This is a genomic window from Actinomadura sp. GC306 (genome assembly GCF_004348665.1).
In the GTDB taxonomy this organism is placed as follows: domain Bacteria; phylum Actinomycetota; class Actinomycetes; order Streptosporangiales; family Streptosporangiaceae; genus Spirillospora.
Genome location: NZ_SMKM01000172.1, coordinates 1 through 14,475, shown reverse-complemented (window position 1 = coordinate 14,475; position 14,475 = coordinate 1). Strand labels below are relative to the sequence as shown.

The 14,475-nt window shown below is 63.6% G+C and carries 9 protein-coding genes and 3 pseudogenes; 9 read left to right on the top strand and 3 right to left on the bottom strand.

The annotated features are described in order from the left end of the window. Positions 1–251: 251 nt before the first annotated feature. The 3 genes and pseudogenes from E1200_RS22020 to E1200_RS34915 all read left to right on the top strand — a co-directional run. On the top strand, positions 252–3,194 hold the full coding sequence (locus E1200_RS22020; protein WP_131953952.1) for a CHAT domain-containing protein: 2,943 nt from the start codon (positions 252–254) through the stop codon (positions 3,192–3,194). Between the two features lie 115 nt (positions 3,195–3,309). Continuing rightward, positions 3,310–3,504, top strand: a pseudogene (locus E1200_RS34920) (transposase family protein); the annotation flags it as partial. A 309-nt stretch (positions 3,505–3,813) separates the two neighbouring features. Continuing rightward, a pseudogene (locus tag E1200_RS34915) lies at positions 3,814–3,990 on the top strand (ISL3 family transposase); the annotation flags it as partial. A gap of 216 nt (positions 3,991–4,206) precedes the next feature. Here the strand turns inward: E1200_RS34915 and E1200_RS22010 are convergent. Continuing rightward, positions 4,207–4,926 (bottom strand): AAA family ATPase, encoded by a 720-nt coding sequence (locus tag E1200_RS22010; protein WP_131953950.1) that lies wholly within the window; start codon positions 4,924–4,926, stop codon positions 4,207–4,209. A 98-nt stretch (positions 4,927–5,024) separates the two neighbouring features. Between E1200_RS22010 and E1200_RS22005 the strand changes: the two genes are divergently transcribed. The 5 genes from E1200_RS22005 (at position 5,025) to E1200_RS21985 (ending at position 13,188) form a co-directional block, all read left to right on the top strand. Then, positions 5,025–5,843, top strand: coding sequence for a hypothetical protein (locus tag E1200_RS22005; RefSeq protein ID WP_131953949.1), 819 nt, complete (start codon positions 5,025–5,027; stop codon positions 5,841–5,843). 383 nt (positions 5,844–6,226) lie between these two features. Continuing rightward, the gene (locus tag E1200_RS22000; RefSeq protein WP_131953948.1) at positions 6,227–7,471 is read left to right on the top strand and encodes a site-specific integrase; all 1,245 of its coding nucleotides are present in this window, start codon (positions 6,227–6,229) and stop codon (positions 7,469–7,471) included. Positions 7,472–7,920: 449 nt separating this feature from the next. Then, complete coding sequence (locus E1200_RS21995) at positions 7,921–9,288, top strand: IS701 family transposase (protein WP_207933489.1); 1,368 nt, start codon at positions 7,921–7,923, stop codon at positions 9,286–9,288. 55 nt (positions 9,289–9,343) lie between these two features. Continuing rightward, positions 9,344–11,770, top strand: a complete 2,427-nt coding sequence (locus E1200_RS21990) for a hypothetical protein (RefSeq protein ID WP_131953947.1) — start codon at positions 9,344–9,346, stop codon at positions 11,768–11,770. Next, positions 11,767–13,188 carry a hypothetical protein gene (locus tag E1200_RS21985; RefSeq protein WP_131953946.1) on the top strand — a complete coding sequence of 474 codons (1,422 nt, stop codon included), beginning with the start codon at positions 11,767–11,769 and terminating at the stop codon, positions 13,186–13,188. Before E1200_RS21990 ends, E1200_RS21985 begins: the two co-directional genes overlap by 4 nt. A 7-nt stretch (positions 13,189–13,195) precedes the next feature. Here the strand turns inward: E1200_RS21985 and E1200_RS21980 are convergent, their stop codons facing one another. Together E1200_RS21980 and E1200_RS33875 are read right to left on the bottom strand one after the other, a co-directional pair. Then, on the bottom strand, positions 13,196–13,906 hold the full coding sequence (locus tag E1200_RS21980; protein WP_131953945.1) for a hypothetical protein: 711 nt from the start codon (positions 13,904–13,906) through the stop codon (positions 13,196–13,198). A 52-nt stretch (positions 13,907–13,958) separates the two neighbouring features. After that, positions 13,959–14,111 carry a hypothetical protein gene (locus E1200_RS33875; protein WP_165950408.1) on the bottom strand — a complete coding sequence of 51 codons (153 nt, stop codon included), beginning with the start codon at positions 14,109–14,111 and terminating at the stop codon, positions 13,959–13,961. A 91-nt stretch (positions 14,112–14,202) separates the two neighbouring features. Here E1200_RS33875 and E1200_RS21975 point away from each other — a divergent pair. Continuing rightward, a pseudogene (locus E1200_RS21975) lies at positions 14,203–14,343 on the top strand (transposase); the annotation flags it as partial. Between the last annotated feature and the right edge of the window lie 132 nt (positions 14,344–14,475).

Genomic DNA, 14,475 nt, shown 5'->3' with positions numbered 1-14,475 from the left:
ACCTCTTCTACCGGGGCTCCACGTCCCGTTTCCGGCCGGTCCCGTCTGTCCGCGAGTCTTCCCGAACATGCTCGATCATGTCCGAGAAGTAGCCACTGTCCGGATCATTCTTGCTGGCAAAACCTCAATTGATAACGCTCCGCTGTCTCCGCCCCGCGATGGGAAATTTTGGCTGATCTGTGCGATTTGCTTGAATCGCATAATCGCCAGGTCGTATCGGCGCGAGATCGATCGGCGGATATAGGCTCTCTATGATCTCCATTGGCACAGGCGAAGATTTTTATGAGATGGGTAGGAAGTTCTTCTTTGAGCAGAAGGACTATCCACGAGCAGCGCAGGCGTTCGAGGTTGCAGTCCTGCTTTGTCCGTACGAGTCGAACGGTCATTTTCTATTAGGTGCTAGCCTCGTCGAATCCGGTGAAATCGGAGGTGCAATCCTGCCGTTGGCGCGCTGTGTGTACATCGACCCCGAGCACCGAGACGGGCGGAATGCTCTGGGAATGGTCCTGCGGTGGCTAGGCTGGGGGGAAGATGGGCTGATCCAGCTTGCGCGTGCAGCCTACCTCGGTCATCTTCAAGCGCCGGACACGCTCGCGGAAGCGGGCGTGGACTTTTGCCGGAAATGCGCCCGCCACGTTGGCCACTCGTTCGCCGGGTGTCCTCGCTGCGCGGGTAAGGCACGAGCACGCACCTCGCCACGGCTGCGTGCCTGGCCGTTCGCCCATCTGCCGGAGGATGACTGGCGGTCGCGACTGTCGCTGCCGGGTGGCGAGTTGTCTGATCTCGGATTGCAATACTTGCGGCGACACCAAAACGGCGAAGAAGAGGACGCCCTCGAGCTGGCAATCACATATTTCGAACTCGCCGCCGCAGCCACCAATTCCACTGCCATCTCCACCAAATATCCGAAGCGACTGTCTGATCTCGGCCTGGTATACCGGGAACGTTTCGCGTATCATGGCCTGTCTGAAGACTTGGAGTACGCAGTCGACTGCGGTGAGCAGGCGCATGCGACGGCACTACCGGAAATCTCCGAGTGGGCAACGATTTGCTCGAATCTCGGGTTGGCCTACCTTCAACGCCACGAATATTCTGGATCGGCCTCGGATCTAGATCGGGCGATCATGCTCTTGGAGAAGGCGCTGTCGGATACAAACGGGCCACCCGGTGATCGGCCCGCAGTCCTCGCCAACGCGGGTCGCATCTACCAGCGCCGTTTCCAGCGATACAAATCGAAAAGCGACCTCGATCGGTCGATCGGCCTGCTCAAGCAGGCGGTAGCCGCGACTCCTGCGGATCACTGGCGGTTGGCCGTACGACTGAACAACCTCGGGGCCGCGCTGCAGGAGCGCTTCGAACTCACCGCGGCGCCCGGTGATCTGGATCAGGCGGTGTTGTTTCTCCAGCGTGCCGTTGAAACGACACCTGAGGGACATCGCGGTCGGCCGCTCCGGCTGGCGAACCTCGGCGTGGCACTGATGGATCGCTTCGCACAACACCACCGGCACACTGACCTGAAACAAGGGATTTCCTACATAGGACAGGCGGCAGCGGCCACGCTGGATGGCAGGCCGGAGCTGTCCCTTCTGCTGTCGCATCTCGGCAAGGCTTACAGGCTGTGGTGGGAAGCGGGCGGGCTAGGCGTGGACCAGCAGACGTTGCACACGCTCGCGCGTCGGCTGGCAGCGGCGACCGCCGCGTCGCCGCAGGCCCGTGCCAGGGCCGGTCTCGAGGTGGGGATGCTCGCGCAGGCGATGGGCGAGCACGCGACCGCCGTGACGGTGCTGGATCCTGCGGTGCGTCTGCTGCCGATCGTCCCCGTGAAGGATGCCGACTGGGGCGATCGGGAGTCCCGGCTCGGCAACCACCTCGGCTTGGCGGTCGAGGCCATCGCCGCGCATTGCGGGACCGGAGACGTGGTCGGCGCGGTGGAAATCAGCGAACTGGGCCGCGGGATTCTGCTAGCCGCACAACTGGAGTCACGTACTGACCTCAGCGACCTCGACGAGCAGTTGCCTGAACTTGCGGGACCCATTCGTCAGCTCCGGGAGCTGCTGAATTCCCCCAGTGGGGCCGGCGACCGAACCAGCCTGTGGACCAGGCACGACCAGCTGGTCAGCCAGATTCGCACCCATCCCCGCTTCGATCGCTTCCTGCTTCCGCCGCGCCTAGCTGATCTTCAGCCAGCCGCAGTCGGCGGCACGGTCGTGCTGGTCAACGCGGCGTCGCAACGCTCCGACGCCATCCTGATCAGCGCCGACCGTGACCCCGTGCACGTCGAGCTGGATGACCTCGCCATCAGTGAGGTCAAGGGCTATGCACAAGCACTCCTACGGGCCATTCGCTCGACCGGAAAGCAAGAACACATCCCGCTCCAAGCGATCCTAGGCTGGCTCTGGGACACCATCGTGAGCAGGGTGATCAAAGCCCTCCCCGCCTCCCAGGGACACCCCCGCCGCGTGTGGTGGCTGCCGATCGGCCTGCTCGGGCTGTTTCCGTTGCACGCTGCGGGCCGCCCTGGGCAGCCTGACGCGCTGGACGCCATCGTTTCGTCATACACACCGACGCTTCGGGTCCTGGCGCATACCCGCGCCCAGCCTCCCACGACCATCCGGCGCCAGCTCACGGTTGCACTCGCCCGCACACCCGGACTACCCGACCTGCTCGGCACCATCTGTGAAGCACACGAGCTGCACAGGAAGCATCCCAGCGGGACGTGGCTAGTCAACCGAGAGGCCACTACCGCCGAAGTCTTGGCCGCGCTGCCCGAAGCCACCTGGACGCACTTCGCTTGCCACGCTCGCGCCGATCACTCTGCGCCATCTACTGGAGGACTACGGTTGCACGACGGAACGCTGACTATCCCGGAGATCGTCCGGCTCGACCTCGCTCACGCCGAGTTGGCCTACCTGTCCGCCTGTTCGACGGCTGACCGCAGTCCGGATCACATCGAAGAATCCATCAACCTAGCTTCGGCGTTCCATCTCGCCGGCTTCCGTCACGTCATCGCAAGTCTCTGGCCGCTGGCCGATGGTATCGCCGTCGAGGCCGCCCGGGCTTTTTATCAGGCACTGCCAAGCAACCCCACCGCGTCCAACGCTGCCCTAGCACTGAACCAGGCCACGCGCGAACTGCGTGCCAATTACCACGATCGACCTGAACTCTGGGCTCCGCTGATCCACAGCGGGCCATGAGGTGTGACGCGCGAGGGACTGTACGGTTTTCGGCTCTGTCGCAGTTTCGGTGGTAGCGGAGGGTGTCAGCCCGTCACGCTGAGGGGTGATCGAGGGCGACAGGCTTGTCGGGGTGGTGTTCTCGGGCCTGTCTGGCCTGGTCATCGGGGATGTGACGGACGAGGGCGAGCTGATTCGGGTGCGGGCCCGCAGCCGGAGGGTGCCGGTGCCTTGCCCGGAGTGCGCGGTCGAGACCGCCCATGTCCATGGGTGGTGTGAGCGGACCGTGGCCGATGTTCCCGTCGATGGACGGCCGGTCGTGCTGGATGTTGTCGGCGTACTGCTAAACGCGCAGTGCGAAGTACGGATAAACGTACAGAGGCAGATGACCAACAAGCGCGGCCGGGTTCGGCCAGGGAACCCTTCGGGAGCCCTCATCGGGCTGCAGGGGCAGGCGAGAAGCCTGCCCGATTCGCGGGTCAGCGTACGGGCTCCCGCCCCTGGCCGAACCGGCCGCTCCGGTGGACGGTACGACCGCCTCGGTACGTCTAGCCGTACCTGCTCCTGCACTCGAACCTGTACGCCGACAGATGTGCGCATGCGGTGGCTTGCGTGCCGTGACTGGCGGTGCCCCCCGCGAACGTTCCGGGAGCAGCTTGCCGGGCTGCTGGAGCGGTATCAGCGACGAACTGTCCGGCTGACCGTTCAGGTCGGGGCGGTGGCACGAGAGTTAGCTGGCCGGGCCCGTGCCCGTCTGCTCTCCGTCCTGGGAATGCCGGTCTCCCGTCACACCGCACTGCGAGCCCTGCTGCGGATTCCGTTTGAGCTTCCCCCTGTTCGGCGGACAAGTTGATATTGCCCCGTTTTACGGGCACGGGCTCGAGTCCGTGAAACCGGGGCAACATCAGTGTCCGTGCAACGGGTGGAACCTCAGTCTCGGCCTCCTGGAAGCCCTCACCCGCCTCACCAGCGGAAACCCCTGGGCTGCCCTCAACCACCTGAAACCGCGCTCACCGAACTGCTGAACAGTCACTCAGGGAGAAGGCCCCAGAGTTGCCATCGCACTCGCGTAGAGGTGAGATTCGCGCACCCCTACATGGCGGAGAACGCCAGTGTCGTCGGCTTCCAAGATGGTGGGCGTGTCGAGAGCGGTCACGAGCAACACACTGTGGGCGACGATGATGAACTGCGAGCCCTCGGCGACCTGTCGGTTGATCTCATTGGCCAACGTGCGTAGCCGTTCGGGGTGGAGATGTGCTTCGGGTTCATCGAGAAGGTAGAGACCGCCTGGGCGGAATCGGTGGGTCATCACGGCGAGGGCTTTTTGTCCGCTCGACAGCTCAGACAACCGCTGGCCGCCGTAGGCATCGAGGAAATCGGGGTCAGCGGCCGCCTGACGGTCCAGTTCCTCCTCCAAGTGGTGGATCGCTGAGGTCAGATGGAAGCCGTGGCGCGGCCGAGGCGGCGTGAACGACAGTGTGGCAAGGTCGGCCAAGTCGTCGACTGGCGACGAGCGACGGGGGAACTGTTCGCTACCACCCAACGCTGGCAGGCCAGCAAGAAGGGCGAGCGCCTGAAGGAGCGCGGTCTTGCCAACACCGTTCGGCCCGGTGATGACGGTCAGCGGAGAGAATTCGATCGGGCCCGTCATCGCTGAGAGCAGCGGGACGTTGAAGGGATACCGGCCGTAGCCGGGGTAATCCCTTAGCGAGAAGGAGCGCAAGAGGCCCGGACTTCCGCGATGGGTGGTCATGGCTCGACGCTACCCTCCGGCACTGACAGTCTCTGCGCGACTACCGTGAGGGGAAGTCTGCTAACACCGCTGACCTCGACGCCAGTACCGTTGATCACGTGACCTACGAGTTCGGAAACAACACCAAGACCAGCCGCCGCGCCCTGCCGATCGCCCGCAGGCTGATTGCCGATGGCGACGCGCTGATGGCCAAGGGCCTGGAACTCCCGGTCGAGAACACCGCCATCGTCCGCGCACTCGCCGGCTGGTGGCGGCACGTCAACGCCCTGGCTGAAGACTTCCTCGATCGCGTTGACGCCGGCCGCACGATCACGACTACACCTACCTACCGCTCCATCGTCGAACACGTCTACGCCATGCTCTGGCTCGCCGCAGAGGGCGACGACGGACTGACGGTCCTGGACTTCGCCACCTGGAACAAGCGAAAGGTCCTGCTCGACGAACTGACAGACAAGGACACTGGCAAGCGCCGCTGGCCCGTGCTCGACCCAGTCGACATCGGCACCCCACCGGGCCCTGATCTCTCCCAGCCGGGAGCCGATCCCGGGATCGCGCGCCTTAAGCTGCTCCTGAAGCAGTTCCAGAAGTTCAACCAGCTCACCGCCCGGTTCGGCGAAGAAGACATGTACGTCGTCTACCGGCACCTGTGCGACTACACCCACGCCAGCGCCTACACGGCCGACGCCTACACCGAAGATCTCGGCAACGGACTCTGGGCCATCCGAACCGACGCCAAGCCCCGCGAAGGCGAACGCGCCGACGTCATCTGGCTCCCCATCTTGCTCATGCAGGCAGGGCTGGTCCTGTCATCCCGACTGAAGGGCGACCCGTTCCGGCGACAGGCAGCGAGGGCAGCATCCGACTACGGCCTCCCGATCAAGCGACTCCTCCCCATAACCCTTCCGGCGAACGGCTGACCAGATCCAGAAGCACATCACCCCCTGAGCTGCCCCGGCTTTGATGACGGGCTTCAACCCAGCCGGTAAGGACAGCCTGCTGCTCGCTGTGATGGCTGCGGTACACCTGCGGCACGCACCCTGGCCTCATGGGTAGAGCGAGGAGTGCCGGTGGTGTGTACCGGCGATGCGGCTGCCAGGACCCCTACAGCGGCCGCGCGATGGGTGGAAGGTGCCCGCGTCTGGCGGCTGAGCGCAGTCACGGCAGTTGGTACCTGCGACTCGAACTCGGGTCCGATATGGACGGTCGCCGACGCCGCGTCCGCCGAGGTGGTTACCCGACCCGCAGGGCGGCCGAAGCGGCGTTGGTACGGCTGCGTGGCCCTGCCGGGGGCCCGCTGACGGTGGCCGAGTGGCTGCGGCGGTGGCTGGAGAACCACCAGGGTGCGCCGTCCACGGTGGCCGGGTACGCCGATCACGTCCGCCGGTACCTGGACCCGTTGCTGGGCCACCTGCTGCTGGCCGAGGTGTCGGTCGCACACGTGGAGGAGATGTTCCAGGTCATCACCCGTGAACACAAGAACGCGGGGCGGCGGTTGTCGGCCGCGACGCTGGATCGGATCCGCGCCACGTTGCGTGCGGCGCTCAACGCCGCGTTGCGGGCCGGGCTGGTGGAGGAGAACCCGGCCTCGCTGGTGGCGTTGCCGCCGACCCGGCGCCCGCGGGCGGTGGTGTGGACCGCCACCCGGGTGCAGCACTGGCGCAAGACGGGTGAGCGGCCCGCGGTGGCGGTGTGGACCGCGGCGCAGACCGCGCAGTTCCTGGATGCGATCACCGAGCACCGCCTGTACACGGCCTATCACGTGATTGCGTTGCGTGGGCTGCGGCGTGGTGAGGCGGCGGGGCTGCGGTGGTGCGATATCGACCTGGACGAGGGCACCGCGGTCATCTGCCGCCAGCTGCAGCGCCGGGACGGGCGATTGACGGTGGGCCCGCCCAAGACCGCGCACAGCACCCGGGTAATCGCGCTGGACCGCACCACGGTCGTGGCGCTGCGTGCGCACCGCTCCCGGCAGCTGGCAGAGGCGGACGCCTACGGCGACGGCCACGTCTACAGCGGGTATGTGTTCACCAACCGCAACGGCACCCCGATCGCCCCCACCACTCTTACCCACACTTTCCAAAGGCTTATCGCCGAAACCGGGGTGCCGCCGATCCGGCTGCACGACCTTCGCCACGGCGCGGCCACTTTGGCGCTGGCGGCGGGGGTGGAGTTGCGGGTGGTGCAGGAGATGCTGGGGCATTCCAGCATCGTGCTGACCGCTGACACCTACACCTCGGTGCTGCCCGAGGTGCGCACACCGCCGCGGAGAAGACCGCCGCGTACCTGCTGCAGGCCGCGGGGCGTGGTGCCGGGCACCACGCGCCGACGCCGCCGGACTGCGGAGCGCCGTGGCGGCCGGGTGGCGAGCCACACCCGGGCCGGTCTGTCTGGTGCGACGCCGAAGGACCAGCGAGCGTCCCGAGCCCGTGCGGCCGCGTACCCGTGCCCGGCCAGCGAGCCGGGTCCGTCCGCGGCCCGCGGCGTTGGCGGCGTGATCGTGAGCTTCCGCTCCCCGTTCTTGTCCGGCGATCTGCGAAAGGACTAACGAAATACCGCTGGCGCACCGGTCCCGGTCCGGGTGGTGCGGGCCGTAGGCGTGCCTGCATTCCGTGCCCTGGGAGGGCGCAGATAGATGCCGAAGTGCGCGGCGTGGGCAGGCCCCAGGGTGGCCTCAGGTCGGCCCCAGGCACGATCGCCCGCAGGTCCCCCAGGGCATGTTTGCCCTGGTCAGGGGTGGCGGGTCGCGTGGGACTCGAACCCACAGCCTACGGATTAAAAGCGGAGCTCTCGTATCAGAGCAGCGCTCTCAGTGTTGCATTGTACCAATCTGTCCGCATCCAGAGGTATACCCGTGCCACCCTCTGTCGCGTGGTGTCGATCCGTTTCGAAACCGCCGAGCAGACAACGAGCCGACATGTACGGCAGTCCGAGAACGTGACCTGTGCGGAGAGTGCCTGCCCGTAACGCAGAACAGCCGCCCTGTGATCTTGATGTGTGACGATCAACGATCTTGGGGCGGCTGCTGCCGCCATGGTAGAGGCTGGGGCGGCCGGCAGGCACCTCGATGACCTGACGGCCGCCATGGCCGGGTATTTCCGCAGGTGGGAGCCGCGGGTTCAGGCGAAGAAGTATGTACGGGCGTTGATGTGCGATCTACCGCGAAAGAACTGCTGGGCGATCGCCGAGCATGCGGGAGACCCCACACCCGGCAAGATGCAGCACCTGCTAGAACGCGCGAAGTGGGACACCATGGGGGCGATGGCCGCCGTTCGCGGTTTCGTATGCGAGCGGCTGGACGATGGTGACGCGGTCGCGATCCTGGACGAGTCCGGGCAGGAGAGGAAGGGCTCGGCCACCATCGGCGTCAAGCGCCAGTACGTCGGCTGCGCGGGCCGGATCTCCAACGCCATCAACGTCGTGTACTGCAGTTTCGCTACCAAGGCCGGGCACGCACTGATCGGCGCCCGCCTGTATCTGCCCGCCGAGCAGGCCGCCGACCCTGACCGCCGGGCGCAGGCCGGGGTGCCCGAGGAGGTGGTCTTTGCGACCAAGCCCGAGCTGGGCCGCCAGCTCCTGGCCGACCTGCAGGCCGAGGGCAGGCTGCCGCCGTGGGTGACCGGCGACGAGGTGTACGGCGCCCACCCGGGCCTGCGCACCTGGCTGGAGGCGGCCGACACCGGTTATGTGCTGGGCATCTCCAAGTCCACCCCGATCGCCTTCACCGGGCACGCCACGGCCCGTGCCGATCAGGCGCTGAAAACGCTGATCGCCTCCGACTGGGTCATCGACTCCTGCGGGGCCGGATCCAAAGGCGAACGCCGCTATGCGTGGGCGTGGATCGGCACCGCGCACCCCCGCCGCCACCTGCTGATCCGCCGCAGTCTGGTCCCGAACGCCAAAGGCGTCCGCGAGGTGGCCTTCTACGTGTGCTTTGTGCCCGAGGGGCGGCCGGTGACGTTGCGGACCCTGATCTCGGTCGCCGGGCGCAGGTGGCCTGTGGAGGAAGATTTCCAGACCGCAAAGGACGCGTTCGGGCTGGACCATTCGCAGGTCAGAACGTACCCGGCGCTGCTTCGGCACCTCGTGCTGGCCATGGCCGCCCTGGCCGTCTGCGCCGTCACCGCCGCCCAGACCCGCACCACCACCGGCAGCACGGCGCCACCACCCACCAACCCCGATGACCTCCCACCCGCCGATCCCGGGCTGATCCCGCTGACCGTCGCCGAGGTGAAACGCCTGGTCAATCTACTCACCCGCGGCCGGCACAGCCTGAAGCACCATCTGGACTGGCATATCTGGCGACGACGTCATCAAGCCCGCGCCCGCTGGTTTCATCAACGAACCCGCCTTGCCCGACGATGACCAGATCACGTTCTCGGACTGCCGTACTAGGAGCCCGTAGGCTTAGGGTGTACGAGTGATTACGCCGCATGATCTTCTGACCCCTGAGCCGCTAGAGGGCCCGACCGCCATAACGCGGGTCATCAGCCCGCAAGCTGTGGCACGTCTGGTTCATGCTGAAGATTGGGCTGACGCAGTCGCCGCAGTGCAGCATGCATGTAGTGACTGGGGCGGCGCCTGCAGCCCCATCCTTCCAGTTGCTCAAGGCGCCGAATCGCTGGCGGCCCCCTGGAAGGATCTGCTTGCTGATTCCAACACAGCGGAGGTCCACACAAGGGGCGTTCTTCCTGTCCCCAAGGATTACCGCGCAGAGTACGGCGGGATGTGGCGCGATGGCGATGGCTTCTCAAACCTGCTGAGTGTCCTTGTGCGTTTGCCAGAACAGCGCGTACCAAGCCTAGAGATTTTGGATGTCAATGCGCTTGATCCGGACAATCCCTGGTACCTGGCGTATCTCGGAATTTGGGGCCTGCTGCAACAAGAATTCGAAGTGAAGGATCTCGAATTCTTGGGTCTCAGAGATGGGCTTACCTTCAGTGATGTGGTCAAACTTGCTGCGTCCACCGATCAGACTCTTGGTCCCGAACATCTGCTGGAGAGCCTTCGAGGACAGCAGCTTACGGCTAGGCAGCTGTCGTGTGTCGGCCTATCTGTAGCTCCGGCACCAATCGACCAATCGCTTGCAGGTGACCGGCTACTTCCGTTCCGACGAGAGCAGGCGCTCAAAGTCGGCCCCAACGTCGTCGTGGTGTATGAGCCGGGCAGTGTTGAGGATCTTTGCCTGCTGTGGCAACTCCGTGCCGCTCACGCGTTCTTTCCAGGATTCCCGCTGGCGGTCCCGGTAACGACTGACGTAGCCCACGCACTCAGTCATTGGCGGCGCGAGTTTGCCATGAAAGCCTGGCAACTTCATGGCGGGGGAACTTGTTTCCTGGTCAGCGCCAGTGTATCCCGCGAGAAGTTGCAAGCTCTCGCCGAAAAGGCTGGCGGCCTCTACTACGCTGCCGACTACCGGGAGGTCCTTCAGCCAAGTTGGGGGTGTGGATACTGGACACAAGAGACGGCCAACTTTACTTCAGGGCATACGCGCGTTCCATCTCTCAGCCCGTCGGAACATCAGTGGTTCGGCACCGGTCTTCTGACCAGCCATGGCGTCAACCTTGACCTTACGATCATCCCTGAGCAATGGGATCTTCCTCCAAGCCGCACGATGCGCCAAGCGCTGCTGGCTGACCCGCGGTATCACAGAGGAGTTGTCAGAAAGGTCTCCAGGCGGCGCGAGTTTGTTGAGATCTCTTATATAACCGGCCTGGATGTAATGCACGCTGCGGCGCAGGACCAAAACGCGGACTGCGCTCCTAGCGAGCCGGGTGTTATCGCGGAGAGCGTCCTCAAGGACATCGGATTCCCTCAACTTTATCCCCTGCTTTCTCCCAACGTCCAAGAACTTCTAGTTGCCCTCTGTGAGCGCCGAGGCTCCGGTTACTGGAAACGAAAGTTGAGGACACTCCTCAAGGATGACTCCGAACAGTCACCAGAAGGACGAGATCGCCTGACACGTATCGAAGAGATGCTGCGCCAAGATGCGGGTGTGCCAGATGAGTTCGATCAGGTCGAGTTGACTTTCGGCAGAATCAAGAAATATTTCGGCGGCGACGGCGCAACGAAAGCATGGCTCGACTGGGCCGATACCCATGGGCTTATCTTGCGTGGCGCGGGCGTGAGTTGTCCCCGGTGCAAGGGAAGGGCATGGCATCCCCTTGCCGAGCTTTCTCCTCCGATCACCTGCCGTGGCTGCGGTAACCCGATCAAACGACCATTCGGCTACGACCACCTGCCGTTCGCTTACCGGGCGAGTGAACTTCTCCTGCGGCTCATGAGTACGGACGCCCTAGTACATGTACTTGCTCAACGGTTCTTCGCTGAGCTGTTCAGACAGCACTTTGGTGGCATCGGCCCGATCTTCGGTGGATACCCAGGCGTCAACTTCATGGAGCGAGGCTCAAGCAGGATCTTTGGCGAAGCCGACGTCCTGTTGCTGCTCGCTGACGGCAGTATCGCTGTCGGGGAGTGCAAGACTCGGGCTGCGGGGTTGGTAGCCGAGGAGCTTGAGAAGCTTGCCGGCCTCGCTGCGCGGCTTGATGCTTCGTTCACGTTCGTAGCGACTCTGGACTCATCTGAAGCCTGTGGCGATAACTGGAGAAGGAATCCTCACGCAGATGGTCGGCTTCATTTCGCGCTCACCGCAGAACATCTATACGATCTGCATCCTCGGGCGCTGATCGGTACCGATCCATTTGCCTGGCGAACGCAGTATGCAAAGTTCGGGAAGCCCTCATTGAGTGTCGAGGAGCACAAGGAAGCCTTCGCGAAGCACCTTGTAGCCATGCGTGAACGGAGCGAGGTTGCTACGCTGCCTTGGTGGCGGGGTAATGATGAATGAAATCTCGCGAGGTCTACCACCAGATCGAAACTGCGACGCATATCATACGTAGTCTTCCTGCTGCGACTCTCAAGGGTGAAATGATTGTGACCGGGCAGAGCAGTCCGTCGGCGAACTCAGCTCCTCCCTACATCCGCCCGCTGTACCGTCCTGCGGCGGATGGAGTCGTTCGGCTGTACGCCGGAGATCTATCGGTTACTGACCACAAGGGCACCACATATCAAGCCAGGGGCGATCTTGAGTTCCGCTTCGCTCCACGGCCAGGCTTCTACGCGCACCTCGCAAGCGATGAGCAGTGGCTGTTTCACCTCAAGTGGGGCACCGACGTTGCCACCATCGAGCCGCTTGCCGGAGCCTCACTTGACCCGCCCACCAGATCGGAGCTCCCAGCTCGCCCTGAGCATTTGAAGTACTGGGCTGATCGTCTGTTCCGCATCAGCACTCTCGAAGCAGGCGATATCTCAAACGTGCACTGGCTGCTCATCCATGTGAGCGGCAGGCTGAGCGACCAGTTGTTCCCAGTCTGCCAAACCGACGCAGAGGAGCAGGGGCAGTTGGCGTTTGAGCTGCCCAGCTGGAAGCTGCGCCTGGCTGCCGCCGACGAGTGGCGGGAAGGTGAGGAGTTCCCGTTCGTCATCGAGGCGGTTCCACAGAATCTGCCTGTCACGAGCGAAGATGCTGGTCAGCTACAGCGGCGACTCTTCTTGCTTCTGAGCTTCATCGCTGGGCGTGAAGTCGAACTTGGCGCGACTGCTGGCCTCGACAGCACCGGCCGCGTGGTGTGGGCAACATGGGAAACGCCGCGTATCGGAACCGGGCAGTGGCGCTGGTGCCCAGATCATCTCGTGAACGATGCGCTGCCAGAGCTGGCCCGCGGCTTCACGCAGCTCGCCGCTGACCCAACGATGGAGAAGGTTGCAGACCGCGCGATCAATCTCAACCTGACTGCCAACGGCACTCAACCGCTCGATGTACGCATTCCCGTCGTCGCCTCTGGCCTGGAACTAGTGGGGTGGGCGGTCCTACAGACACAGCAGTGGCTGACTACTGACGCCGTCGGCAAGCTGAACGCGGCGCACATGCTGCGGCTGCTGCTGCAATGGGCAAACATCTCGATTGACATGCCAAGCAGCTTTACCGCGCTCGAAGCACGGCGGGCAGCCTTCAACAACCAGCCAGACGAAGCCGGCCCTGATCTTCTCACCACGCTCCGCAACAATCTTGTGCACCCGCCGAAGAAGCTGGCAAAGCTTGAGTGGCCAACGGACGATGAGATGAAGCAAGCGTGGCGGCTCGGCATGCACTACCTGGAGCTTGTCATCTTGCGGTTGCTGGACTACCAAGGTCAGTACCTGCCAAGGCTGCAGCTCATAAATAAATGGGTGACGGACACGGAGACTGTGCCGTGGGCGAAGTAGTGTATGGTCAGCCCGCATTTGTGATTGGAAAAGCCTCCCACGAGCCACCACTATAGAAGGTGTACCGCTGCATCCGGGCCGGAGAAGTAGTGAGGAACGGCTTACCGTTATCCTTGATAATGCTTTCGCCGACCGCTCCGTCCGAACTCCATTTGACCTTAAGCACCCATTCACAACTACACCGAGAAGTTGTCGCCAGAAGCGCGAACTGATCAGCCTTACCCGCGGTGACCTGGTAAGGAAACTTCACCTTAGCGTACTGCCTGTCAGGCACAACCCCGTTGACCATCTCTTCCGGCTTTGGGAGGGAGGGGTCGACCCTTACGGGCTGTCGGTCTAGGTTAATGCGCGCGAAGTTGATCGTAAAAGGTTCCCCGCATGGCAATCCCACCACAACTCCCGAGGGTGCCGGGCGCCGCTTCACGATCTCGACTTCGATCTTGTCAATCACAACTGCCGTGCCCGAGTTCCCCTGCACGGTCAGATCAACAAGCTCCACTGAGGGCGTCGCACTTTTCTTAGCAACCCAGGCAGGGAAGTCTGCGTCAGACTCATACTGCTCCGGAGGCGTACCAAGCTGGGTGATAGTCTTATTGGGCACCACTATCCCACCGCAGGCAGAGCCCTTGTAGGCACGCACGGCGATCTTGGGTTTCGATGGCTCCTTCCCAACGACTGGTAGCTTTTCAATTGCTTTTGTGCCTACGACTGTTCCCACGGCCGTCAGTATCGCGGCTAGCAGCACTCCAACGCCAAGTCCCACCTTGGCACTAGTGGATGTCAGGGCACGCTTGAATCTGGATGGCTGCGGGGGTTTGTTGCGCGTACTCCTGCTGGGTGTCGCCGAGCGCCGGTGCAGATTCCGTCTCGCCCGTGATCGCTTCTTCCTTCCCATACCCCAATACCTCGGTTTCATCGTGCACATGGGCTGGGTGTGGCACTACGCCGGTTGTCGAGTCTGAGGCGTGCCCATTCGATGGCGCTAGCTACTATCCGGTGTTGGCCAGGACCGGCCTGACTGAGCCCATTCCGTGTGCCCAGCAGAACCGTGAGGGAGCCGTGCGGATCGTCAAGGAGACCGACAAGCCAGTTGCGCAGGTCGCACGGGAGCTGGGGATCAACCCCTACACGCTGCATAACTGGGTGAAGGCCGATCGGGAGTGAGGTTCCCCCCGTAGCACGGACAGCTGGGGTGAGATGGGTCAGGTGGTCGTGTTCGAGGTTCGGTGTCGTTCCTCGTAATCCACCGGACTCAGCATTCCGAGGCTGGAATGCCTTCTGAATGGG

Excerpts from the sequence above, each read along its gene's own strand:
- E1200_RS22020 (WP_131953952.1), top strand. The coding sequence starts at position 252 with ATGATCTCCATTGGCACAGGCGAAGATTTTTATGAGATGGGTAGGAAG.
- E1200_RS22010 (WP_131953950.1), bottom strand. The coding sequence starts at position 4,926 with ATGACCACCCATCGCGGAAGTCCGGGCCTCTTGCGCTCCTTCTCGCTA.
- E1200_RS21985 (WP_131953946.1), top strand. The coding sequence starts at position 11,767 with ATGAAATCTCGCGAGGTCTACCACCAGATCGAAACTGCGACGCATATC.